19 protein-coding genes and 2 pseudogenes are annotated in these 24,094 nt (G+C 34.5%); 18 read left to right on the top strand and 3 right to left on the bottom strand.

Annotation, left to right across the window (positions count from 1 at the left end; translation table 11 throughout):
* Positions 1–318: 318 nt before the first annotated feature.
* From EUC40_RS15100 to EUC40_RS15055, 10 genes and pseudogenes are all read left to right on the top strand, one after another.
* The gene (locus EUC40_RS15100; protein ID WP_156575850.1) at positions 319–855 is read left to right on the top strand and encodes an NADPH-dependent FMN reductase; all 537 of its coding nucleotides are present in this window, start codon (positions 319–321) and stop codon (positions 853–855) included.
* A 1-nt stretch (position 856) separates the two neighbouring features.
* Entirely contained in the window at positions 857–2,086 is a 1,230-nt protein-coding gene (locus EUC40_RS15095) for an MFS transporter (protein WP_156575849.1), read from the top strand.
* A 63-nt stretch (positions 2,087–2,149) separates the two neighbouring features.
* On the top strand, positions 2,150–2,707 hold the full coding sequence (locus EUC40_RS15090; protein ID WP_071709519.1) for a YdcF family protein: 558 nt from the start codon (positions 2,150–2,152) through the stop codon (positions 2,705–2,707).
* A 100-nt stretch (positions 2,708–2,807) separates the two neighbouring features.
* A complete protein-coding gene (locus EUC40_RS15085; RefSeq protein ID WP_156575848.1) occupies positions 2,808–3,755 on the top strand; it encodes an ABC transporter ATP-binding protein in 948 nt (315 codons plus the stop codon).
* Positions 3,756–3,758: 3 nt separating this feature from the next.
* A complete protein-coding gene (locus EUC40_RS15080; RefSeq protein ID WP_156575847.1) occupies positions 3,759–5,270 on the top strand; it encodes an ABC transporter permease/substrate-binding protein in 1,512 nt (503 codons plus the stop codon).
* A gap of 213 nt (positions 5,271–5,483) precedes the next feature.
* Entirely contained in the window at positions 5,484–6,911 is a 1,428-nt protein-coding gene (gene arcD, locus EUC40_RS15075; RefSeq protein WP_071709522.1) for an arginine-ornithine antiporter, read from the top strand.
* A gap of 76 nt (positions 6,912–6,987) precedes the next feature.
* Positions 6,988–7,247: pseudogene (locus EUC40_RS15070) on the top strand (LemA domain protein).
* A gap of 105 nt (positions 7,248–7,352) precedes the next feature.
* Entirely contained in the window at positions 7,353–9,170 is a 1,818-nt protein-coding gene (locus tag EUC40_RS15065; RefSeq protein WP_156575846.1) for a DUF8727 domain-containing protein, read from the top strand.
* Positions 9,160–11,007: a hypothetical protein gene (locus tag EUC40_RS15060; RefSeq protein ID WP_071709524.1), complete on the top strand. Its 1,848-nt coding sequence runs from the start codon at positions 9,160–9,162 to the stop codon at positions 11,005–11,007. The genes EUC40_RS15065 and EUC40_RS15060 overlap by 11 nt, the downstream gene beginning before the upstream one ends.
* A 278-nt stretch (positions 11,008–11,285) precedes the next feature.
* Positions 11,286–11,882 carry a hypothetical protein gene (locus EUC40_RS15055; protein ID WP_071709525.1) on the top strand — a complete coding sequence of 199 codons (597 nt, stop codon included), beginning with the start codon at positions 11,286–11,288 and terminating at the stop codon, positions 11,880–11,882.
* 95 nt (positions 11,883–11,977) lie between these two features.
* Here EUC40_RS15055 and racA read toward each other — a convergent pair whose 3' ends face one another.
* The gene (gene racA / locus EUC40_RS15050; protein ID WP_071709526.1) at positions 11,978–12,520 is read right to left on the bottom strand and encodes a chromosome-anchoring protein RacA; all 543 of its coding nucleotides are present in this window, start codon (positions 12,518–12,520) and stop codon (positions 11,978–11,980) included.
* A 359-nt stretch (positions 12,521–12,879) separates the two neighbouring features.
* On the opposite strand from racA, the gene EUC40_RS15045 reads away from it, so the two are divergent.
* Together EUC40_RS15045 and EUC40_RS15040 are read left to right on the top strand one after the other, a co-directional pair.
* On the top strand, positions 12,880–14,235 hold the full coding sequence (locus tag EUC40_RS15045) for a hemolysin family protein (RefSeq protein WP_071709527.1): 1,356 nt from the start codon (positions 12,880–12,882) through the stop codon (positions 14,233–14,235).
* Positions 14,236–14,367: 132 nt separating this feature from the next.
* Positions 14,368–15,791: pseudogene (locus EUC40_RS15040) on the top strand (aldehyde dehydrogenase family protein).
* 121 nt (positions 15,792–15,912) lie between these two features.
* Here EUC40_RS15040 and EUC40_RS15035 read toward each other — a convergent pair.
* Positions 15,913–16,305 (bottom strand): YueI family protein, encoded by a 393-nt coding sequence (locus tag EUC40_RS15035; RefSeq protein WP_071709528.1) that lies wholly within the window; start codon positions 16,303–16,305, stop codon positions 15,913–15,915.
* Between the two features lie 232 nt (positions 16,306–16,537).
* Between EUC40_RS15035 and EUC40_RS15030 the strand changes: the two genes are divergently transcribed.
* Positions 16,538–17,671, top strand: a complete 1,134-nt coding sequence (locus tag EUC40_RS15030; protein WP_336576876.1) for a BA2291 family sporulation histidine kinase — start codon at positions 16,538–16,540, stop codon at positions 17,669–17,671.
* Between the two features lie 33 nt (positions 17,672–17,704).
* Here the strand turns inward: EUC40_RS15030 and EUC40_RS15025 are convergent, their stop codons facing one another.
* Complete coding sequence (locus EUC40_RS15025; protein ID WP_156575845.1) at positions 17,705–18,454, bottom strand: DUF4397 domain-containing protein; 750 nt, start codon at positions 18,452–18,454, stop codon at positions 17,705–17,707.
* Positions 18,455–19,269: 815 nt separating this feature from the next.
* On the opposite strand from EUC40_RS15025, the gene EUC40_RS15020 reads away from it, so the two are divergent.
* From EUC40_RS15020 to ablB, 5 genes are read left to right on the top strand one after another with little or no spacing between them, the layout of a single operon-like run.
* The gene (locus tag EUC40_RS15020; RefSeq protein WP_001205901.1) at positions 19,270–20,580 is read left to right on the top strand and encodes an aspartate aminotransferase family protein; all 1,311 of its coding nucleotides are present in this window, start codon (positions 19,270–19,272) and stop codon (positions 20,578–20,580) included.
* The gene (gene atoD / locus EUC40_RS15015) at positions 20,577–21,275 is read left to right on the top strand and encodes an acetate CoA-transferase subunit alpha (protein ID WP_071709530.1); all 699 of its coding nucleotides are present in this window, start codon (positions 20,577–20,579) and stop codon (positions 21,273–21,275) included. Before EUC40_RS15020 ends, atoD begins: the two co-directional genes overlap by 4 nt.
* Complete coding sequence (locus EUC40_RS15010) at positions 21,260–21,922, top strand: CoA transferase subunit B (RefSeq protein ID WP_071709531.1); 663 nt, start codon at positions 21,260–21,262, stop codon at positions 21,920–21,922. Before atoD ends, EUC40_RS15010 begins: the two co-directional genes overlap by 16 nt.
* Before the next feature lie 15 nt (positions 21,923–21,937).
* Positions 21,938–23,206, top strand: coding sequence for a peptidase (locus tag EUC40_RS15005; RefSeq protein ID WP_000436686.1), 1,269 nt, complete (start codon positions 21,938–21,940; stop codon positions 23,204–23,206).
* Positions 23,203–24,054 (top strand): putative beta-lysine N-acetyltransferase, encoded by an 852-nt coding sequence (gene ablB / locus EUC40_RS15000; protein WP_156575844.1) that lies wholly within the window; start codon positions 23,203–23,205, stop codon positions 24,052–24,054. Before EUC40_RS15005 ends, ablB begins: the two co-directional genes overlap by 4 nt.
* The last annotated feature ends 40 nt before the right edge of the window (positions 24,055–24,094 follow it).

Genomic DNA, 24,094 nt, shown 5'->3' with positions numbered 1-24,094 from the left:
GTTAACGAAATTACTATTTTAAAAAATATGAATCAACCATCGTTTCTTTAATACAAATAATAGTTTCAACGTACATTCATTAAACAATGTATTCTATATTGTTATTTTTTTAAAATAAAAAAGTTGTAAAAGAAGCATAAGTATACTGAGCAATAAAAGAGAGGAAAATAAATTGTGAAGAATTCATACGAAAGTATGAGTTCTTTTTTACGTCTATCATACTATTTTATCAACATAGTTCACTCTTTATATTGTGTTTTGTATAGAAATTTCTGATAATATATAAGTATAACTTGAAAACAAAGGGGAGAAAGCATTATGAAACTAGTTGTTATTAACGGTACACCAAGAAAATTTGGTAGAACGCGAGTGGTGGCAAAATATATTGCAGATCAATTTGAAGGGGATTTATACGATTTAGCAGTAGAAGAGCTTCCTTTATATAACGGTGAAGAATCGCAACGTGATTTAGAGGCAGTAAAAAAATTAAAAGCGTTAGTGAAAGCAGCAGATGGTGTAGTACTATGTACACCAGAATATCATAATGCGATGAGCGGAGCGCTGAAAAATTCGTTAGATTACTTAAGTAGTAGTGAATTCATCCATAAACCTGTTGCATTACTTGCAGTTGCAGGAGGCGGTAAAGGAGGAATTAACGCGTTAAATAGTATGCGCACTGTAGCTAGAGGTGTTTACGCAAATGCAATCCCGAAACAAGTAGTACTTGATGGACTTCATGTGCAAGACGGTGAACTTGGGGAAGATGCAAAACCATTAATCCATGATCTTGTTAAAGAATTAAAAGCATATATGAGCGTTTATAAAGAGGTGAAAAAACAACTAGGGGTTGAGTGACGTGTCAACTCTGTATAAAGATTCTCGCTTGTATTACATTCTAGGAGCCAATAGTTTATCCGCTATTGGTTCCGGGATTGTTATGATAACGATTCCGTGGTTGTTGATTAAAGAGAGTGGAGGAGATACAACGTTTGGTTATGTATCCATCCTCTCAACTCTTATTATGTTTTTACTAACACCGTTTATTGGGCAAAGTATTGATCGTTTCTCAAGAAAATCTTTATTGTTATGTAATGAAGGTATTGGGATAGTCATTATAGGAATGATGGCTATATGGGGATTTACTGGGCAATCGTATCATTCTATTCACTATATACTTATTTATATAGCTGGATCATTCTACTATTTATTATTTTATCCTACAATATTTGCGTTCAACCAAGAGATATTTCCAGCAGAACATTATAAAAATTTAAGTGGGACAATGGAAATACAAGGACAGTTAACTCAAGTTATTTCTGGAGCAGCTGCTAGCTTCCTTATTGAAATCATTTCTTTAAAATGGATCTTGTTAGTAGATATGTTAACTTTTGCAGGAGCCTTCGCCCTTTTCTTGTGTATACCCTACGTAAAGAAAAAGGAAGTAAAAAGGAAAGTAACATTTAAGAAGCAATTGTTCGAAGGAATTCACTTTATGAAAAAACGTCCTAAGCTCTTTTGGTTCTTACTTGCCACTTATATGCCATTTATAGGTGTCATGATGGCAAATTATTTAATTCCGGTTTATATTTCGGATATACTCAAAGCCAAGGCCTCTGTATACGCAATAGAGGGCATGATGTACGGTGTCGGAGCGGTTGTTGCAGGGATCTGTATCCCACTCATAATGAAATATGTCAAAACAGAAGTTTCAATCGTAATGACGATGTTCATTTATGTAATTTCAATTACCGCAATGATTATTGAACCTTCAGTATTATTTTTATATGGACTAGCGATTTTTCATGCGATTGGAAATGCGGGGACAAGAGTGGCGAGAAATGTATTGATGATGGAGGAAATCCCAAATGAAATAATGGGACGTGTAGACAGTTTATTTCGATTAATTGGTACAGGAATACGAATTGTATTATTAATGCTGTTTACAGCTGGTGTATCTAAAGCTGGGGTAATGCTCCCGTTTTACGTACTTAGCTGTATATTGATTCTATCATTAGGAATTGCTCTTTATTATGTATATTCACAACGTAAAGTAGGGACGAACGTTTCTAATAAATCAATCGTTTAAAAAAACCTTCTGCCTTCCTTTCTTTTTTTATATAATAAAAAGAAAGGGAGTGCAAACGTATATATGAACAAATGGATATTACTTATAATCTTATTATTACCTCCACTATACATCCTTTATATGACGTTTCGAATGAAGAAAGTTGCTCGTGAAAAGTTGAGTCATCACTCTCCATACGTTCTTATATTAGGTGCAAAGTTATTTGGTGATAAACCATCTTTATCTCTTCAAAATCGGTTAGATATAGCGTTGGAATATTTATATTCTCATCCTGAAGTGAAAGTAATTGTTTCAGGTGGTCAAGGAGAAGATGAAGATATACCAGAAGCTCACAGTATGAGAAACTACTTAATAGTACACGGTATAGACGAGAGTCGTATTTTAATGGAGGATCGCTCTACAAATACGTATGAAAATTTAAAGTTTAGTATGGATTTATATGATTTAGAGCATGCAGTAGTTGTAAGCAATACGTATCACTTATATCGAACGAAAATAATTGCAAAACGTTTAGGAATGAAGATGGAGGCATTAGCTGCTGAAACACCAATACGTTCTAAGAGAAAAATGTATGTGCGTGAATATGCTGCAATAATGAAAACAATATTGTTCGACCGTTAGGGCTCAAATGGGAGCTCTTTTTTAATTTTAAAGCGTATCATTTGAAAAGAATTCCATATTCCATCAAAATAAAGGAAACAACAATAAAGGAGTTGTGTTTGTGATTCAGTTTAATCATGTGTCAAAATCGTATGATGATGGCACAAAAGCAGTGGATTCATTGCATTTAGAAATTAAAAAAGGAGAATTCTTTGTTCTCATTGGTCCGAGTGGTTGCGGGAAAACAACGACAATGAAGATGATTAATCGTTTAATTGAAACGACAGAAGGTTCAATTTTAATCGATGGAAAAGATATTCAACAATATAATATAAACGAATTACGTTGGAATATAGGATATGTGTTGCAGCAAATTGCTTTATTTCCGCATATGACAATCGCTGAAAATATTTCAGTTGTTCCTGAAATGAGAAAATGGACCAAAAAAGAAATAAAAGCGCGAGTCGATGACTTGTTACAGATGGTTGGGCTCGATCCAGATGTTTATCGCGATCGTATGCCTGATGAATTATCAGGAGGGCAAAAACAACGTGTCGGTGTTGTACGGGCATTAGCCGCAAACCCGAAAATTGTTCTTATGGATGAACCGTTTAGCGCATTAGATCCATTAAGTAGGGAACAACTTCAGAAGGATATCGTACAATTACAAAAAAAGATTCAAAAAACAATCGTGTTCGTAACGCATGATATGCAAGAGGCATTATCACTTGGAGATCGTATTTGTATTATGAAAGAAGGAAAAGTTGTTCAATTAGATACACCAGAAGGGATTATACATAATCCGAAAAATGAATTCGTAGAGGAGTTCATTGGAAATCGTGGACGACATTGGTATGAAGGGCTGAATATAGAAGATGTATTGCCACTAGACGATAGTATACGAGTAGAGGGGCCTGCTTTATCTGTACATTCTTCTTTACAAGAGGCGCTAGTCCGCTTACAAGCTGAAGAATCAGTGCCGGTTGAAGAGAATGGGGAATATGTTGGCATGTTAACAAGTCGGCATATTGTTAAATATATTGTTGAACAAATGAAGGAAAGAGGTTAAACAGTGACTGATTTTATTCAAACGTTCCAAGAACGAAAAATAGAATTATTAAGTGCATTAAGTGAGCATTTACAAATATCACTTATTTCACTATTTTTTGCAGTAATGATTGCGGTGCCGCTCGGCATTTTATTAACGAGAAAAGAACGAATGGCTGAATTTATAATCGGGACGTCTGCAGTTATGCAGACGGTGCCATCACTTGCATTACTCGGACTATTAATTCCGTTAGTAGGTATAGGAAAACTTCCGGCCATTATTGCATTAGTTGTGTATGCACTATTACCTATTTTACGCAATACATATACAGGGATACGGGAATTAGATGAATCTCTAATAGAAGCAGCAAGAGCTATGGGGATGAATAGCTGGAGAAGACTGTGGAAGGTAGAGCTTCCTCTTGCATTACCAATTATTATGGCCGGTATTCGTACGGCGATGGTATTAATTGTTGGAACGGCTACATTAGCAGCTCTTATAGGTGCTGGTGGGCTCGGTAAACTCATATTATTAGGTATCGATCGAAATGATCATGGACTTATCATTTTAGGGGCCGTACCAGCCGCGTTACTCGCTTTATTCTTTGATGTAGTGCTTCGAGTACTTGAGAGTCCAAAACGCTCTTCTAAGCGTGTTATATTGACGATATGTATTGTTTGTATAATGATTGCTTCTCCATTTCTTTGGAATACACAAAAGAAAGATATTGTTATTGCCGGCAAACTTGGATCAGAACCTGAAATTTTAATCCAAATGTATAAGCAACTTATCGAACAAGATACCGATTTACATGTAGAATTAAAACCAGGTCTTGGAAAAACAGCATTTGTATTTGAAGCGCTAAAATCCGGAGAAGTAGATATATACCCTGAATTTTCGGGAACAGCTTTATCTACTTTTGTGAAAGAAGAACCGAAGAGCACAAATCGTGAGGAAGTATATGAACAGGCTCGCATTGGAATGGAAAAGAAATATGATATGAAAATGTTAAAGCCAATGGAGTATAACAATACATATGCATTAGCTATGCCGAAAAAAATAGCAGATCAAAATAATATAAATACAATTTCTGATTTAGGAAATGTTGCACAAAGTGCTAAAGTAGGATTTACATTAGAATTTGCTGATCGTGAAGATGGTTATAAAGGTATGCAAAAGTTATATAACTATAAGTTTTCAAATGTGAAAACGATGGAACCGAAGCTACGTTATAGCGCAATTCAATCTGGGGATGTTAACGTAATTGATGCATATTCAACAGATAGTGAACTGGAGCAATACGGACTTAAAGTGTTAAAAGATGATAAAGGGCTATTTCCGCCTTATCAAGGGGCACCATTATTAAGAAAAGAGACATTACAGAAATATCCTGAACTTGAACAAGTATTAAATAAATTGGCTGGAAAGATTACAGATGAAGAAATGAGAAAAATGAATTATGAAGTAAATGTAAATGGTAAAAGTAGCGAAGAAGTCGCAAAACAATTTTTACAAAAAGAGAAGTTACTTCGTTAATTTTACAATAAATATACAAATTTATCTGTCTAAAATGACCGTTCATTACAAAATGAACGGTTTTTTTGTGCATACTTATACATTTTTTCAAAAAAGTATTCCATTTTTCTTCATTTTCTTTTAGAATAAGTAATGTTTTCCTGAAAAAATATAAGAGAAACGTCTATTAGAGAAAAAGGTGACTTTAATAGTTGAACGAACATAACACCTAGAATGACAGATGGGGTGGTACAAATAGAAAAGAAGTTAGGATTTTTTCCATTAATCGCATTAGTAGTTGGAACAATGGTTGGTGGCGGTGTTTTTAGCTTACCGCATGATTTAGCAGTAGGAGCAAATAGTGGTGCAACAATAATCGGTTGGTGTATTACAGCGATGGGAATGATCCCACTTGCGCTCGTATATCAAACGTTAGCAAGAAAAAAACCGGAGCTTGAGGGCGGAATTTATAGTTATGCACGAGCTGGTTTCGGTGAATATATTGGATTTAATAGTGCGTGGGGATATTGGCTAGCAGGAATATTAGGAAATGTCGCAACCATTATGTTGCTGTTTAGTACATTAGGTTATTTCTTCCCGATTTTTAAAGGGGGAAATAATGTTGCGTCAATTGTAGGTGCATCACTTTTATTATGGACACTTCATTTTCTAATTTTATTTGGAATTCGTGAAGCTTCCATTATGAATGTTATCGCAACAATAGGAAAACTTGTTCCGATTGTATTATTTATTGTTGTAATGGTGACGGCGTTTCGTTGGGATACATTTACACATGACTTTTGGGGAGAAGGAACAATTTCAGTTTCCTCTGTACTTGGTCAAGTGAAAAATACAATGCTTGTAACTCTTTGGGTGTTCATTGGGGTTGAAGGAGCAGTTGTGTTATCTGGAAGAGCGAAAAATAGCCGAGATGTTGGAAAAGCGACAGTACTTGGATTAATTTTAGTAATGTCTATATATATTTTAATTTCAGTTTTATCAATGGGAGCGATGACAAGAGGAGAACTTTCCGCTTTAGAAACCCCGTCAATGGGACATGTATTAGAACATGTTGTTGGACCATGGGGGGCAGTTGCGATTAACATCGGTTTAGTTGCTTCACTAGTAGGTACACTAATTGGTTGGTTTTTACTTGTTTCTGAAATTTCTCATGTAGCAGGAAAAGATGGTGTGTTTCCGAAAGTCTTTACGAAAACAAATAAAAAGCAAACGCCGCATATGGCATTATGGATCTCAAATGGTGTTGCCCAGACTATATTTATAATCGTTCTGTTTTCAGAATCAACATATCAAATTATGTATTTCATAGCATCAACATCAATTTTAGTACCATATTTATTATCAGCTTTATTCCAATTTAAATTGGTAATTACAAATGAACTAAAAGATGCAAAAGTAAAAAATGGTTCGCTAGCTTTAATTGCTTCTATTTACTCTGTATGGCTTATTTATGCAGCTGGTTTGAAGAATTTATTGCTCGTTTCAATCGTATATGGAATCGGGATCATTGTTTACATGTATGCAAGAAAAGAAAAAGGGAATCGTTGTTTTACTGGCATAGAGAGATATGTAATGTGGGCAATTGTAATTGCAGCTGTCACATCTCTTTATATGTTGTTAACTGGAAATATAAAAATGTAAAAGTCCTTTTCATTTAAAGGGCTTTTTTCTTTGTTTGGAGAATATTTAATACATAAGATATTCAGGAGGGATGAAAATGGAAGAAAAAGAACAGTTGTCTCGAATAATTGATTTAGCCAGCGAGTTAAGGAAAGTATTAGTACAAGAATCTTTTTTAATCATCATCCTGAACTACGAGGAGTGATTGAAAATTTAGCGAGTTCTGTAGAGAATTTAGCGGGATTACAGCAAAATAAAGATGAAAATGCAGAAGATCGATTACGATACGTACTTGCTAAAATGAAAATTGCTCACAACGCTATTTTACAGGAGAAAAAAGCGTTTCCTTCTCATTAATATATGTTTTAATTATGAACCTGACGGATAACGTCAGGTTTTTTATTTCTAGTTTTTCTTTTCTTTCATACACTAAGAATAGTATGAAAAAAGAAGGTGACTAAGGTGAAATTACATAAAGCTCTTCAGCCAAGCTTTATAAAACGAATGTACTATATGAGGTTTATCGGAACATTTGTAAAAGCGGAGAGAGAGAAGAATGGAGAAAATTTCTTTGTAAAATGTCTATCACCGGTACCATTCACTTTACAAGAACAATTTAAAAATGAACATTATGTATTTGAAGGGTTATGTAGTAATAAAAAAAATGAAAAAATCTTTTTGGAATTAAAGAAAAGAAAGTTAGAAAAGCAATTGGTCATGTTTCGTCTCTACTATGAAAGAGGAAATGTGTATGCGGAGTTAATATGTACAGAAGAACCGAGAGAAATAGCTACTGGTTATAAAATGATTCCAGCCCCTAAAATTTCCGATTATAAAAAAGGAGAGTCTTTAGAACGAAAACTTAGTAAAGGTTATTTATCATTTCTTATGCCAAAATTCCCGAAAGACTTTGAGCCTCCCGAATTATTGTGGCACGATGGAAGGTTATATGGAAATATAGCATTAAAGTCATCGATTAGTTCCATTGCGTATTTTGAACAGAACCGGGAATGCAAATATATAGACTTTAATGATTGGATGAAGCATGTAGAAATAGCCGTAGAAGACCAATTGTATTTTGTAAGTGATCAAGTGTATGAGCAATTAAAAAAACGAATAACTGAAGAAGGTAAATTAGTTGAAATAGAGGATATAAAAGTACAAAAAGATGAATGGGAATGGGATGAGCGTGAATTATCCTTTTTACAGTATGTACAAAGTATGGTGCGCAATAAAGGGCTATATTTGGATGAAACGGATATTTATAACTTCCATATCAGTGCGAAAACAAATATGTTAACGATTCTTGGTGGAATACCGGGCGTTGGAAAATCGCGTTTCGTGCAAGCTTATGCAGAAGCACTTGGATTACAGTATGGGGAAGAATTGATTTGGATTCCGATTTCTCCTTCGTACCAAGAACCGCATGATTTGCTTGGATATCTTCATCCAAATGGTACTTTTATAGAAAGTGAAACAAAGTTAGTTAGAGCGTTAATGAAGGCGAAAGAAAATCAAAATCAATTGTATATAATCGTCTTTGATGAAATGAATATGTCACATATTGAGCATTGGTTTACTCCATTTTTATCGGTTCTTCAACTAGAAAAGAAAAATCGTATGTTGAATTTGTATGTGGGTGCGCAGGAGCAAGAAAATCAAATTCCATCAACAATTGAAATCGGAGAAAATATTATATTTGTAGGTACTGTAAACTTTGATGAAACAACGAAAGAGCTCTCCGATCGATTATTAGATCGAACAAATTTAATTACTCTACAAAAAATTCCGTTTTGTGAGATGGGTATTGCACAAGAGAAAGCTGTATTACAACCACCTCTGAAAGTAACAGCGGGAGAATTTCGGATAAATTGGATTAGAAATAAAGCGATGATTGAGGTGTTTTCAGAGGAAGAGTTGGAGCTATTAGATAAGTTGCATGTTGTATTGTCATCACATGATGCGTCAAAGGGAATTTCTTTTCGATGTGCAAATGCAATTGCTACTTACTTGCAAAATATACCGTTCCAAAATAATCATTCTTATATGATCAGTAGGGAAGAGGGTTTTGATTTACAAATAAAGCAACGTGTACTAACGAAATTAAGAGGGACTGAAATGACGGTTGGCTCATTACTTTCTGAAGAAGTAAAAAGAGGAGCGACTTTAGTACCTCTTTTGCAATCTCCACTTGCAAACAGAGTCTCTACATTTGAACACTCTTTAGCATATATAAGAGAAAAACGTAGAGAACTGGAGTTGTATGGATATGCGAAATGAAGAGCAGTATAAAACAGAAATTGTTGATACGAAAGAAACACTCCCTTTTGTATTGAAGTTAATTATTGGGACAGAAGGAAAAGGGGATCATATTTTATTAAATCGTCTTTGTACATCTACTACAGCATTAGTTCAATGTATTTATAAAATACAAGAATTAAAACCGATTAGATTGCATTACTATTATGAGAATCCAGTGAATATAACTTTTATATGGAATAAAGTGTACGAGGGGCAAAAAAATATAAAAGAGTCACAATACGAAATAAATGAAAAAAAACAAAGGGTATTAATATATGAACACGGAAAAACGGAGTTCTTTTATCCATGGCGATGTGGTTTATATCATTTTGAAGTTCGTATAGAAGATAAAACGTATTACGGTGCTTTTCAAGTCGTACCAAAAAATTTTTTTGATGATCAATTTGAAATGATTCAAAACTATGTAAAATCCATTTTAAATGAGTTAATTTTAGATAGAGGCTATTATAAAAAGACATTCTCTGCACTAAGCGATATTGAGGATTCTTCTTATTTAGTGTTACTAAGAAAGTTGCCGCAAAAAATGAAAAAGATAAAGCAAATTTTTAAGAAGATAGAATCGAATTTTAAATTTATACATGAATATAAATGGGAAACGAAGGAACGGAAGGCAACACGAAAAGGAACCATAATGGCGGAAAGAAAACCTTATGCAAAATATTATAACCGCAAGTTTATAGAACAAAAAAATAGTCAGGAAAATGCATTTCTTAAATTTAAAGCGATGCAATTTTATCAGTATCTACTTGAGGCCGAAAGTTTTTTACGTCAAACAATTGAAATTTTAGAAAGAGCAAAAAAGAAAAAATTAGAAGAATTTCAAGCTGTTAAAACGATTATGCAAACAATTGAGCGAAATGGATCTGTGACAGATAGAGAGAAGCAAAAATATAAAAATATACATTTACTAAAAGAAGCGGATGTACGGAAAAACTCTGTGAAAATACAAGAGTATAAAATATTAGCGCATATTGTGCATGGAAGTGTACAATACTTTAAAACTTTAATGTATTCTCCATTTTGGAGAGAAGTTTCGGAAACGGGTAATATGAGTGCGAATGATTTACCTATACCACATCAGCAATTACTGCATCATTTAGATTTACTTCCACAACATATAGAACAATCACCATCTTTACTATTTGTATATAAACCAACGTTTTTAGTGTATGAATATTACGCTTTTTTTATCGTTATTTCAATGCTGCAGCAAATTGGTTTTGAAGCTAAGCATTCCATTCGTGAACAAATACAAGAACATTTTTATGTAGATGGATTACAAGATGGAACGACAGTAGTCTTACATCAAGAGGATATAATGGTACATGTCGCATTTAATGACTTAATTGAAACACATCCTCTTATTGCATTAAGTAAGGGGAGTAATTTTTATAATGGTGAAGATACAAAAAAGCCAGATATTCGCTTAGACGGTTATGTGAGGGAGGAAGGGAAATACGTATATAAATCCTCTATTATTATTGAAGTGAAGTATAGCCCAATGTACAATATTTTTCAGCACGTTGGAAATACGAAAGCAACTGAGCAAATGTATAAGTACTGGTCTATAAAGTATGTAGAAGAACAGAATGGAAAGCGAGTATTTCATCGAAGGGCAATCTATGAAGTTATCTGTGTATATCCAGGAAGTCATATGCATAGTAAAAAAATTGAATCTGGATGCGGTGTTTTCTTGCAATTATATCCATATAAAACGAAACAAGGGGAAGAGAAATTAGCTGGAAAACATGGAATGGTTCAAATTTTTGATAAATGGTTAAAAAGTATAAAGTAGTAAAAGAAATCCTTTTTCATAAAGGATTTTTTTAGATTAAGAAGAATTATATGCTGTATAGACAGATGCACGATGTGTTTTGAATTTGTAAAATGAGACACAAATGTTGAGAAAAGAACTGTGCATGTGGGATAAAAGACGATTATGTTGGAATTTAATTCATTTTGCAGAATATAATAAGTCATAAATATTTTTAGTTGCATACGAAGATTTGTTCTTATATGATAGATAGTGAAAGCGTTGTCAAAACAGAGCGGCGATGGGAAAGGCGGTTAAATATGTTCCAGCGTGTTCAAACAAAGGAAGAACATTTTTGGTTCGAGCAACTATGGGGAGATTTTTGTGAAGAAAGAAACTTAATGTTTGTAGAACGTAATTTAAATCCATCACGATTTTTATTAATAGAGGATGAACATCATATTGGTACAGTAGAATGTATTAAGTATACGGTACCCGAACAATCGAATTCTGAGTTTTTCTATCCGTTTTCTAAAAATGAACTAGTGAAAGATTTGAAGAATGTGTATGAAATAGGTAAGTTAAGTATTGCGAAAACGTCTCGTGGGAGAGGGCATTTCAAAAGGTTAACAGCTATTTTATTTGTGCATGCATTAGAAACGAAAGCGGAATGGTATATTGCAGCAGTTACAAAAAGAATGTATATGTATTTACTTACACTCGGTTTTCCAATTGAGCCGATTGATAATCCATTTCAGTTTCATGATACTTTACAAGGTGTACCAGTACGAATTCATGCTCGAAAAGGGGTTACCCATTTGTATTCTTTAAAAGAATTTCGCGATGTAATTCAAGGGAATGCACATGCGCAAGCATTAATTGCAGAATACAGTAAAAATATTATGTTAACAAAATAAAGAGAAGTGAATATGTATAAGTATAGAGAATGATATTAATAGGATATAATTCTTTATAAAAAAAGACCCTTATTGTTTAAATAAGGGTCTAAAAATTATAATCCAAATATACTAAAAATCATTTTACGGCGCTTTGGCTTCTTTTCTCTTTCATATGTCGGTTTTGAATCAGGAGTAATATATATTGGTTCTTCTTTCTTGAGGGCGGTTTCTAGCTTTTGAATTCGTTCTAACATTTCCTCCATTTCGCGGCGATGTTGTAAGAGTTGGTACGTAACGACATCATTTGCCTTATCTTGCATTTGCTCTTCCATGCGATCTAGCCTTCTCGAAATGGTGTTTAATTGAGAAGCTAGTTGCTCAAAATCATTCGATGATGAGTTTTGAACAATTGTGTTTACTTGAGTTTTTAATTCTTCAACATCACTTAATGAGGTTTTTTGAGTAGGCTGAGTGGTTTCAGTCTGTTCCATTTGAGAACGATGGTATTCCAACATTTGTTCTAGATCATTTTGTGTAAAAATAAAGTGACCATATTTATTTTTTTCTATCGTAAGATTTAATTGTTGTGCAATCCGGACAACAGCCTTTGGGCTAACACCTAATTTTTTTGCGATAAATGGTGTTTTATATTCCAAAATAATCCCTCCTATATATATCCTGTTGAATGATTTCGATCTATGAAGTAAGTTCCCTTCTAGTGTGACAAAAGAAGTGGGGAATCGGCAAAGAAAGTGTTTTTTCACGAAATTTAATTGTGAAAAATATATCGTGTATATCAAATTGTTTTGTCTTAAGAGTTAAAAGAATTTGATTTGACGAGGGGAAATGAATTAGATTATCATAATGATAAATATCTTTTTTATGTATGCATATAATATATAAAAAGGTGGTTGCTAATGTAGAATTTTGTTAGAGTATTAGAATGCTTACTTCACTTGAATAAAATTAAGTAGGAGGTGGCTTCCTTGCTTACACTGTAAGTAAGGAAAAGTATTTGGACATATATAGTATAAGTATAGTGATTGTTTTAATTGCCTTAACGGCATTTTTCGTTGCAGCAGAATTTGCAATTGTTAAAGTGCGAAGTTCACGAATTGACTATTTAATTGCAGAGGGAAATAATCGCGCAACATCTGTCAAAACAGTCATTACAAACTTAGACGAATATTTATCTGCTTGTCAGCTAGGAATAACAGTTACAGCTCTAGGGATTGGGTGGTTTGGTAAACCTGCATTAAAGCAAATGTTTGACACGCTTTTTGCAAATTGGAATATTTCTACTCAGCTTGCAGACATTTTTGCTGTAATTTTAGTATTTTTGTTTATTACTTTTTTACATGTTGTAATTGGGGAATTGGCCCCAAAAACATTTGCAATTCAAAAAGCTGAACAAGTAAGTTTGTTTGTTGCCAAGCCGTTAATTTTCTTTTATCGTACTGCATTCCCATTTATTTGGATCCTAAATGGATCAGCTCGAGTCATTACGAAGTTGCTAGGGCTGAAACCACCAAAGGGACATGATGAGGTTCATTCAGAAGAAGAGTTACGGTTGTTAGTTTCAGAAAGTTATAAAAATGGCGAGATTAATCAGTCTGAATATAAATATGTAAATAAAATTTTTGAGTTTGATGATCGTATTGCAAAAGAAATAATGGTACCTCGAACTGAGATGCATATTATTAGTAAAGAAATGCCTGCTGAAGAAGCTTTGCAAAAAATGTCTCAGGAAAAATATACGAGATATCCAGTTGTAGATGGCGACAAAGACCACGTAATAGGCTTTGTAAACTTTAAAGATATTTTTACAGATTTTGTGCAACATAAAGCTGTTAGTAAAAAGAAAGTAGAACAATATATTAGACCAATTATTTTAGTTATCGACTCGATCCCAATCCATGATTTATTTTTAAAAATGCAAAAAGAAAGAACGCATATTGCTATATTGATAGATGAATATGGTGGTACGTCTGGACTTGTTACTGTTGAAGATATTTTAGAAGAAATAGTTGGAGATATTCAAGATGAATTTGATACGGATGAACAGCCAGAAATTCAACAAGTTAGTGAAACGAAAACGATACTAGAGGGTAAAGTACTTGTTAGTGAAGTGAATACGTTATTAGGTTTAACGATTGACGATAATGGTGTTGATACAATCGGTGGTTGGATTTTAACGAAGAATATAGAGATTGCTGAAGAGGATTCCATTGAAATTGAAAATTATAAGTTTTGTGTGAAAGAATTAGATGGACATTATATTAAAAGATTAGAAGTGACAAAAAAAGTAGAATCGATTGTTATTTTAGAAGATGAAAAACAGATTTCGTTACAAGAACAAATTAGTTCGTAGACTCTGCTATATGGCAGAGTTTTTTTGAGCATAATGTTTTTAGAGACGTAAGGGCTATGATACAATGACACAAGTCAAACCTTTCACTAGGTGAAGTATTAATGTATACATATATTCGGAAGGAGAAGAAATATGAAAAAGCATTTATATATAATGGAGATTGGAAGTCAGTAAACACATATAAACCATTATATGCACCATATTCTGAAGAAACGCTAGCGGAAATTGCACAAGGAACGGAAGAAGATGTTCAAGAGGCTGTAAGTTCTGCAAAAAATGCAATGAAAAAAATGAATAAATTATCTGCATACGATCGTGCGACTATATTAGAGAAGGTTGCGCAAAAAATGGATGAACGAAGAGAAGAATTTGCAGAAATTATTGCGAAAGAGGCTGCAAAACCAATACGTGCTGCAAGGGGAGAAGTAGATCGTACGGTTCAGACATACAAATTTGCAGCTGAAGAAGCGAAGCGTATATACGGTGAGACATTGCCGTTAGATGCAGCACCTGGTGCAGATGGGCGTATTGCATATACAATGCGAAAATCAATAGGCGTTATAGGAGCTATTACACCATTTAATTTCCCATTAAATTTAGTGGCGCATAAAGTTGGTCCTGCAATTGCTGCCGGAAATACAGTTGTGTTAAAGCCAGCTGATCAAACGTCATTATCATCTTACGCATTAGTAGAATTATTTGAAGAGGCAGGATTGCCAAAAGGAGCTTTAAATATTATTTCTGGTCCCGGTTCAACTGTTGGTGAGGCAATAGTTACAAATGATGATGTTGCTTTCATTACTTTTACTGGAAGTCCGAAAGTTGGAATTGGAATTAAGAAAAAGGCTGGATTAAAGCGAGTTACGTTAGAACTAGGATCAAATGCTGCAGTTATTATTGATGAAGATATAGAATTGACAGATGAAATAATTGAACGTGTAAAATGGGGAGCATTTGTTAATAATGGACAAGTTTGTATTTCAGTACAACGTGTTTTTGTACATGAAAAGAGAATGGATGAATTTCTATCGAAGTTACAGAAAGCGATGGAAACAGTTGTTGTTGGTGATCCGCTGATTGAGGAAACGGATGTATCAGCTTTAATTTCGAAAAAAGATGTAGAGCGTATCGATAACTGGGTGCAAGAAGCAGTTAAAGAAGGAGCAAACGTTTTATATGGTGGTCACAAACGTGATGAAAGGATTTTTGAACCAACTGTCTTAACAAATGTTCCAGAGCATGTATCTGTACAGTGCCAAGAAGTATTCGGTCCACTTATGACAGTAAATACATTTAAAGAATTTGATGAGGCCATAGAGCAAGTAAATAATTCACGTTACGGTCTACAAGCAGGCGTATTTACAAATAATTTGTTTAAAGCAATGCGTGCAATTGATGAGTTAGAAGTTGGTGGTGTCATGATAAATGATATTCCAACGTTCAGAGTAGATCATATGCCTTACGGTGGTGTGAAAGAAAGTGGCACAGGGCGTGAAGGAATTAAATATGCAATAGAAGAAATGACAGAAATGAAATTTGTATGTATTAAAAAATAAAGTATATAGAACTTAAGCATCACAATAAAAAACGAGTAGGGGATGTTTACGATTCCATACTCGTTTTTTTACTGTTTGTTTTACATTTTTTAGAACGATTTCATTTAATGAAGTGTACCTTTTACTTCATTTCTTGTTTGAAAATAGCATCCTCTACATAAATTTGTTCTTTGTCAACAGCGGTGCTGTGAGCTAATACTAAACCGATTGGTGTTTCTGTACCTTTATTTTGAACAATTGTGAAAGGAACATTTTTTTCATTTGCTAATTTAATGTATTTTGATAAATGTGGGTAAGCAATGCCACCATTTAGGAATATTTGTAATGATTGAGAAGAGCGCATGCTACTAGCTACTTCAGAATATACATTACTTTGCATTACTTGACCGATAGTTAAAGCGATTTCTACTCGCTCACGTAATGTAGTTAAATACATATTACGTTCTTCTGGTTTGTTCTGCTTTTGGCCATAAATGCCTTCTTGGAGATAATCTTCCACATTTTTATTTACCATATTTTTCACACCTTTCATTTTCTATTGTACGCAAGAATGAAGCAGGATGCAAAAAAGTTGTATGAAATGTAATGAAGTTTGAACATGGGGAAGAAAAACAGGATTTATTAATATGACAATTTATTAAGAAGCGAAAAAATTTTATCAACAGATATTAACAAAATGTGACAATAATCTATTAACGAAATGCTTTTTTTGTGTTAACATTCAAAATATAAAGGGTATTCGTCGTATGGAAATGGAGGGAATGGGGGTTTTTCCAATCGATAAGGATATTAAAGAAGTATTTTGTACGTACTTGAAAAACAATAGGCACCAATTCGTAGAGAACTGGAAAAACAAAATGATAATTTCCGAAAAAGATCCATTTAAACAAGAAGTAGTTCAAAATGGAGAAGAGTTATTCGAGTTAATTATTGAGCTGACTATGGAAGATAAAGGTATTGAATATCTTCAACCATTATGCGAGAAAATTGCTATTGAGCGTGCGGGAGCAGATGCGAATATTGGAGATTTTGTCTATAATGCAAACGTGGGAAGAAATGAACTTTTTGAAGCGATGTGTGAATTAGATGTAAGTGCTCGGGAACTAAAACCAATAATGGCTCAAGTACATACTTGTTTTGACAAATTAATTTATTATACTGTTTTAAAATACTCGGAAATTATTACGAGAAATTTAGAAGAAAAACAGCAATATATTAACGAAACACATAAAGAAAGGCTGACGATTTTAGGACAAATGTCGGCTAGTTTTGTACATGAATTTCGTAATCCGCTTACTTCAATAATGGGGTTTGTCAAATTATTAAAAACAGATCATCCTAGTTTATCGTATTTAGATATCATTTCACATGAATTAGATCAATTAAATTTTCGAATCTCGCAATTTTTACTCGTATCGAAAAAAGAAATGTGGAATGAATCGGAACGGTTTTGGCTTAATGACTTGTTTCAAGATATTATACAATTCTTATACCCAAGTTTGGTCAATGCAAATGTTTCAATTGAAAAGAATTTGCCGTATCCAATTCCACTTGTTGGCTATCGGAGTGAAGTGAGACAAGTATTTTTAAATATTTTAATGAACTCAATCGACGCTCTGGAATCAATGAAAGAAGAACGAAAAATTATTATTGATGTATTTGAGGAAGATCAATCTATAAGAATTGTAATAAAAAATAATGGACCAATGATTCCTGCAGAAAATGTTGAAACGATTTTTGAACCATTTGTAACTACTAAAAAGTTAGGAACTGGTATTGGATTGTTTGTATGTAAACAAATTGTAGAAAAACATAATGGGTCCATTATGTGTCGTTCAGATAACGATTGGACAGAATTTCAAATTGCATTTCAAAAATAAACAGTCTACACCAAATAAATGGTGTAGACTGTTTTAATTTGTAAGAATAACGGTTTCTAATTTAGGATCTTTAGAGGAGTAACCCACTATGGAAATTGTATAAATAATATTCGGTTCCACTTTGAAATTCGGTATAGTTAACAAGACGCTTGGATTATCTGCGAGTGAAACTTCAATATCTGCTGTACCAGGACTAACTTCTAAAAAATCTGTTATTTGTTTAAAGAGTACATTTTCAAATAAATGATCTCCACCTTTTAAATCTACATTTACGACAGGCGTATCTGGAGAAAAATGCGCAAATCGTATTTTTGCTTGGCCTGCTGGTAAATGTGTATTATCAAGCATAGGTTGTAATTGTATATGATTATCACTATTTATTGCGGCAAAAGTATAAGTGTGATTTCCCATTATTGGTACTAAAGCTGAAAAGATGGGAGTCTCATTTCCGACAGGAACGATATCTATACGGTATTTACCTTGCACTAATGTTAAATAGGGACTAAATTGTTTAAATGAAATGTTTTTAATAACCTTTTGCCCGTTTACTAAAATATCAACTGCAGGTGTATTTGAAGCTGAGTGGAAAAATCTTATGTGTGACGGTAAAGCAGCTTCTTGTGCATCTCTTTTTTCATATGCCTGTACAAGTTTCGTAAGTGCATCATAATATTTCATATATAGTTCTACATATTTTTTCGGATTATGAAATTGATAGTAACGAGCGAGCTGTTCGTAACGTGCAGCTTCTTGTCCATATTTTTCGATTTCAGATTGAGACATGAACATTCCTCCTTTATCATCATTAAAACTATATGCGAAGGGAGAAAGAGGTTATGCGAAAAACTTGGTTTTTAAGTATCAATCGGTAAATCGAAAGCATGTCAAACTAGGGATTTTTTAAATTATAGGCGAATACACATACAAAGTGATAATTGTCCTACATAAATTATAAAGGAAAGGTAGTTTGACTATGAGGAAAGGAGTGGGGATATCCCGATAGTAATGGTGAACGGAGTTATGGAGAACTTTGTGCGAAAGGCTGTAGGATGCATTTTAAATTTGAAGTATTGCTGTTTCTATTTATTTTAGCAAGTGACGGTATTAACTGAAAAAAGAGCGTCGTGCCGAACTGATTAATGTGGTTAATCGGTTCTTTTTTTGTTGTATAAAACGAAGGGGAATGTATGTGAAATATCGGTTGCTTTAAGAATAATTGCTATGCATTTAGTAGGATTAATTGTCGAGATTTGTTTGAAAATATGCAATATAAAGTAGGAGAATAGGAAGGAGTTTAAAGGGAGTTTCGTCGAAGTTTACACAATGCCGGCATTTGAGGGAAGCTGGCATTATGTTAGAAAAATATTTAGTAGAGTGTTAATTTTATATAAGGGAGGGTTATTTGAGCGTATAAATAAGGGTTGGTCTTTGAATAGAGTTCTGAATTTTCTGTTTTTAAAATTGATACTTAGCACTCATTTGTATATTTTATAATAGTTTTTTGATAAATTCACTGCTTTCGCAGAGGATTCTTTTTTATGAAAGAAACGTCAATTTTCTTCATATATATATACAAATTGGAGAAATGGGGGAGCGCTATGCGCGATTACTTAATTAAACCACTTGTTGGTCAGCCGTATCCAATGATTTCACATGGAAAAGGTGTTTATTTGTATGATCAGAACGGTAATAAATATTTTGATGGTTCGTCAGGAGCAATTACGGCAGGTATTGGGCATGGTGTACAGGAGATTGCAGACGTTATTAAAAAGCAAGCAGAGGAGATTGCTTTCGTTTATAGATCACAGTTTACGAGTGAGCCAGCTGAAAAATTAGCAAAGAAGTTAAGTGATTTAAGTGTAGGAGATTTGAACTGGAGCTTTTTTGTGAATAGTGGTACGGAAGCGAATGAAACAGCTATGAAAATCGCAATTCAGCATTTTCAGGAACGTGGTATTCAAGGTAAACATAAAATTATGTCAAGATGGATGAGTTATCACGGCATTACGATGGGAGCCTTATCAATGTCTGGGCATCCACTGCGCAGACAACGTTTCGTGTCAATTTTAGAAGATTATCCAACTATTCCGGCTCCATATTGTTTTAGATGTCCGGTGCAAAAGGTATATCCAACTTGTCAGCTTGCTTGTGCGACTGAACTAGAAAGATCAATTGAAAGAATTGGAGCAGAACATATTGCAGCTTTTATCGCTGAGCCGATTATTGGAGCAGCTGGAGGCGCAGTTGTTCCGCCGAAAGAATATTATAAAGTTATTAAAGATATTTGTAGTCATTACGATATTTTATTTATTGCTGATGAAGTAATGACTGGGCTTGGTCGTACTGGTGCATGGTTTGCAATGGAGCATTGGGGTGTAGAACCAGATATTATGACACTTGGTAAAGGATTAGGAGCTGGATATACACCGATGGCAGCGACGGTTGTAAGTGACCGTGTTATGGAGCCGATTTTACGAGGATCACGTTCTGTTATGAGTGGGCATACGTTAAGTGCGAATCCATTGTCGGCAGCAACAGCTTTAGCTGTTATTGAATATATGGAGAAACATAATCTACCTGAAAAAACAGCGGAAAAGGGAGAGTATTTAATAAAAGGATTACAGAAAGTTCAGCAACAATCGACAATCATTGCTGATGTGCGCGGAAAAGGGTTGCTGATTGGAGTAGAATTGCAACCGTTTACAAAGGCTTCGGAACTTATTTCGGTTGCAGCTAAAAATGGACTTCTTTTATACCAAGCTGTTTCAGGGCAAGCAGGAAAAGAAGATAGTGCACTGCTTGTAGCACCGCCAATGACAACTACATATTCCGAGTTAGATGAATTACTTTCAATTTTTGCAAAAAGTGTAGAAGAAATGATGCAAAAAGGAGGGCATAGTATCGCATGACAACAATTACAAATACGTTCGATAAATTAAAAGAGATAGATGAAGTAATTTCTTTGTTCCACGATGATATGACATTAATGTTTGGGGGATTTGGGGGGATTGGATCCCCTCCATCTTTAATACAGGCTATTTTAGAAAAAGGAATTACAAATTTAAATTTAATAGGAAATGACACGGGATTTCCTGATGTAGGCATCGGTCGTCTCGTTACGAATGAAAGAGTAAAATCATTAATTACTTCTCATATTGGCTCAAATCCAAATGCAGGAAGACAGCTAAACGAAGGAAGGTTACAAATCGAGTTTTCTCCCCAAGGAACATTAGCAGAGCGTATTCGCGCTGGAGGTGTTGGGCTTGGTGGAGTTTTGGTTGACGTTGGTTTGGATACGATTGTAGAAGAGGGAAAACGGACAGTTGAAATGAACGGAAAGACATATTTAGTTGAAACAGCATTAACTGCTGAGGTTGCGATTGTATATGCGAAAAAAGCTGATCCGTTTGGTAATCTTGTGTTTGATAAGAGCGCTCGTAACATGAATCCTCACGTGGCTATGGCCGGGGATATAACGATTGTAGAAGCAGAAGAAATTGTTCCACTTGGAAGTTTGGATCCAGAGGAAATCGTGGTTCCAGGTGTCTTCGTTAATTATATCGTGCCATCGGAAGGAGTGAATTGGAAATGGGTATGGGCGTAGAAGTGAGAGATAAGATTGCTAGACGTGCGGCGAAAGAAATACAAAATGGAATGATTGTAAATTTAGGTATTGGAATTCCATCGCTAGTGCCGAATCATTTACCAGAAGATATAAACGTCATGTTTCATGCGGAAAATGGAATCGTTGGTATGGGGCCTACGCCAAGTAAAGGAAATGAAGATGAAAATTTATGTAACGCAGCAGGTTTACCAACTTCTCTTATTGCGGGAGCAAGTTATTTTGATAGCTGCACAGCGTTTGGGATGATTCGAAAAGGCTTACTAGACATAACAATTCTTGGCTCATTACAAGTGAGTGAGAATGGTGATTTAGCAAACTGGATTGTACCAGGGAAACGTGTTCCAGGTATTGGGGGAGCGATGGATTTAGCACAAAAAGCGAAGCGTGTCGTTGTTGTGATGAATCATGTTGATAAGTATGGAAATGCAAAAATTGTTTCAGCGTGTACATTGCCATTAACTTCAAAGAAATGTGTAGATTTAATTATTACGGATATGGCGGTAATGGAAGTGACGCAGGATGGACTTATTTTACAAGAATTAATGAGCCCATACACAGTGGAAGATATAAAACGACATACGGAAGCTGATTTTCAAATTGGCTCGAATTTACTAGTAATTGAATGAGGGGAGACATAATATATGGAGCAATTAAAAAAGCAGGTTTGCGATTATATTGAGAGTCATGAAGAGGAAAGTGTGAAATTTTTAAAGCGATTAATTCAAGAAAAAAGCGTATCTGGTGATGAAAGTGGTGCACAGGCAATTGTGATTGAAAAGCTACGTGAGTTAGGTTTAGATCTTGATATTTGGGAGCCTTCTTTTTCTAAAATGAAAGATCATCCTTATTTTGTATCACCTCGTACAAGCTTTTCAGACAGCCCAAACATTGTGGCTACTTTAAAAGGAAGCGGCGATGGGAAATCTATGATATTAAATGGGCATATAGATGTAGTTCCAGAAGGAGATGTGAATCAGTGGGATCATCATCCTTATAGTGGTGAGAAAATAGGGAATCGTATATACGGTCGTGGAACGACGGATATGAAGGGCGGAAATGTCGCACTTATGCTTGCGATGGAAGCAATTATTGAATCGGGTATTGAATTAAAAGGAGACATCTATTTTCAAAGTGTAATAGAAGAAGAAAGTGGAGGGGCAGGAACATTAGCGACTATATTGCGAGGATATAAGGCAGATGGTGTTATTATTCCAGAACCGACAAATATGAAGTTTTTCCCGAAGCAACAAGGATCCATGTGGTTTCGCCTACATGTGAAAGGAAAAGCAGCACATGGTGGAACGCGTTATGAAGGTGTAAGTGCAATTGAAAAAAGTATGTTCGTTGTGGATCATTTGAGGAAATTAGAAGAAAAGAGAAATAGTAGAATTACAGATCCGTTATTTAACGGGATTCCGATTCCAATCCCAATTAACATAGGAAAAATTGAAGGCGGTAGTTGGCCAAGTTCTGTTCCCGATTCATTAATTTTAGAAGGAAGATGCGGAATCGCGCCGAATGAGACTATAGAGGCAGCAAAAGAAGAGTTTGAGAGTTGGATTGGTGAATTACATGATGTGGACAATTGGTTTGTAGAAAATCCAGTAGAAGTAGAATGGTTTGGAGCGAGGTGGGTTCCTGGCGAGCTAGAAGAAAATCATGAACTGATTACAACACTTCAGCATAACTTTGTTAAACTCGAAGGGAACGAACCAATTATAGAAGCATCTCCGTGGGGGACTGATGGAGGCTTATTTACACAAATCGCAGGTGTACCAACGATAGTGTTTGGACCAGGAGAGACGAAAGTAGCGCATTATCCAAATGAATATATAGAAGTTGATAAAATGATAGCTGCCGCAAAAATTATTGCATGTACATTACTAGATTGGTGTGAGGTGAAAAAATGAAATACTATGAATCTTTTAAAGAACAGTCGAATTACTATACAGTAGAAGGCGTTTTAGATTTTTTTAATAAACGTATTCGAGTAGATCACTATACAGGAAATGTTGAGAGCATTATACAAACTATTGATGAACTAGCAGAGAAACATTCTTTCACTAAATGTATTATAAAAGGAAAGGGAGAGCATGTTTCAACATGGCTCTCTTTCGGTTTCTTATTGGAAGCAACAATACCACATTATTTTCAAGGACACGATGCATACTTCTTTGTGAAATATAATAATGATGAAAGACGAAATAGTATTCATTGGGCTGAGGAAGATACCATTTTAAGTGGTGTAAAAGCAAAAGAGGTTACGGAAAAAATAGTCCCGAAGGAATTTCTGTTAAGAAAAGCGACAGAAGCGGATGCGGAAGAGTTAGCAGCTGTCTTTGGACAAGTATTTGAAGTGTATCCGACACCTTTAAATGAAGCGAGTTATGTATTACAGACGATGAGAGAAGACGATACAATTTACTACGTGTATGAATTTGAAGGGAAAATCATTAGTACAGCATCCGCAGAAATGAACATAAAAGAAGGAAATGCAGAATTAACAAATTGTGCTACTTTACCTGAATATCGTAAACACGGGTTTATGAAAAGTCTACTCATTAAGTTAGAGGAAGAGCTCCAAGAAAAATCGATTTTCTGTTCTTATACAATTGCTCGTTCGCTTTCTTTTGGAATGAATGCGGCCTTTCATCAGTTAGGATATACGTATACAGGAAGACTCGCGAACAATTGTTATATTTTCGATAAGTTGGAAGATATGAATATATGGGTGAAAGACTTATCTAATCATAAATAGGTGAAAGAAATATATAAGCATCATAAAAATAATAGGACGG

Origin of the sequence: Bacillus luti, from assembly GCF_009739945.1 — a bacterium.
GTDB lineage: Bacteria > Bacillota > Bacilli > Bacillales > Bacillaceae_G > Bacillus_A > Bacillus_A luti.
Note: the sequence above shows the minus strand (reverse complement) of the source record. Positions and strands in the feature narration are given on the sequence as shown.

Excerpts from the sequence above, each read along its gene's own strand:
- EUC40_RS15100 (WP_156575850.1), top strand. The coding sequence starts at position 319 with ATGAAACTAGTTGTTATTAACGGTACACCAAGAAAATTTGGTAGAACG.
- EUC40_RS15090 (WP_071709519.1), top strand. The coding sequence starts at position 2,150 with ATGAACAAATGGATATTACTTATAATCTTATTATTACCTCCACTATAC.
- arcD (WP_071709522.1), top strand. The coding sequence starts at position 5,484 with ATGACAGATGGGGTGGTACAAATAGAAAAGAAGTTAGGATTTTTTCCA.
- EUC40_RS15060 (WP_071709524.1), top strand. The coding sequence starts at position 9,160 with ATGCGAAATGAAGAGCAGTATAAAACAGAAATTGTTGATACGAAAGAA.
- EUC40_RS15055 (WP_071709525.1), top strand. The coding sequence starts at position 11,286 with ATGTTCCAGCGTGTTCAAACAAAGGAAGAACATTTTTGGTTCGAGCAA.
- EUC40_RS15035 (WP_071709528.1), bottom strand. The coding sequence starts at position 16,305 with ATGGTAAATAAAAATGTGGAAGATTATCTCCAAGAAGGCATTTATGGC.
- EUC40_RS15030 (WP_336576876.1), top strand. The coding sequence starts at position 16,538 with ATGGAAATGGAGGGAATGGGGGTTTTTCCAATCGATAAGGATATTAAA.
- EUC40_RS15025 (WP_156575845.1), bottom strand. The coding sequence starts at position 18,454 with ATGTCTCAATCTGAAATCGAAAAATATGGACAAGAAGCTGCACGTTAC.
- EUC40_RS15020 (WP_001205901.1), top strand. The coding sequence starts at position 19,270 with ATGCGCGATTACTTAATTAAACCACTTGTTGGTCAGCCGTATCCAATG.
- atoD (WP_071709530.1), top strand. The coding sequence starts at position 20,577 with ATGACAACAATTACAAATACGTTCGATAAATTAAAAGAGATAGATGAA.
- EUC40_RS15010 (WP_071709531.1), top strand. The coding sequence starts at position 21,260 with ATGGGTATGGGCGTAGAAGTGAGAGATAAGATTGCTAGACGTGCGGCG.
- EUC40_RS15005 (WP_000436686.1), top strand. The coding sequence starts at position 21,938 with ATGGAGCAATTAAAAAAGCAGGTTTGCGATTATATTGAGAGTCATGAA.
- ablB (WP_156575844.1), top strand. The coding sequence starts at position 23,203 with ATGAAATACTATGAATCTTTTAAAGAACAGTCGAATTACTATACAGTA.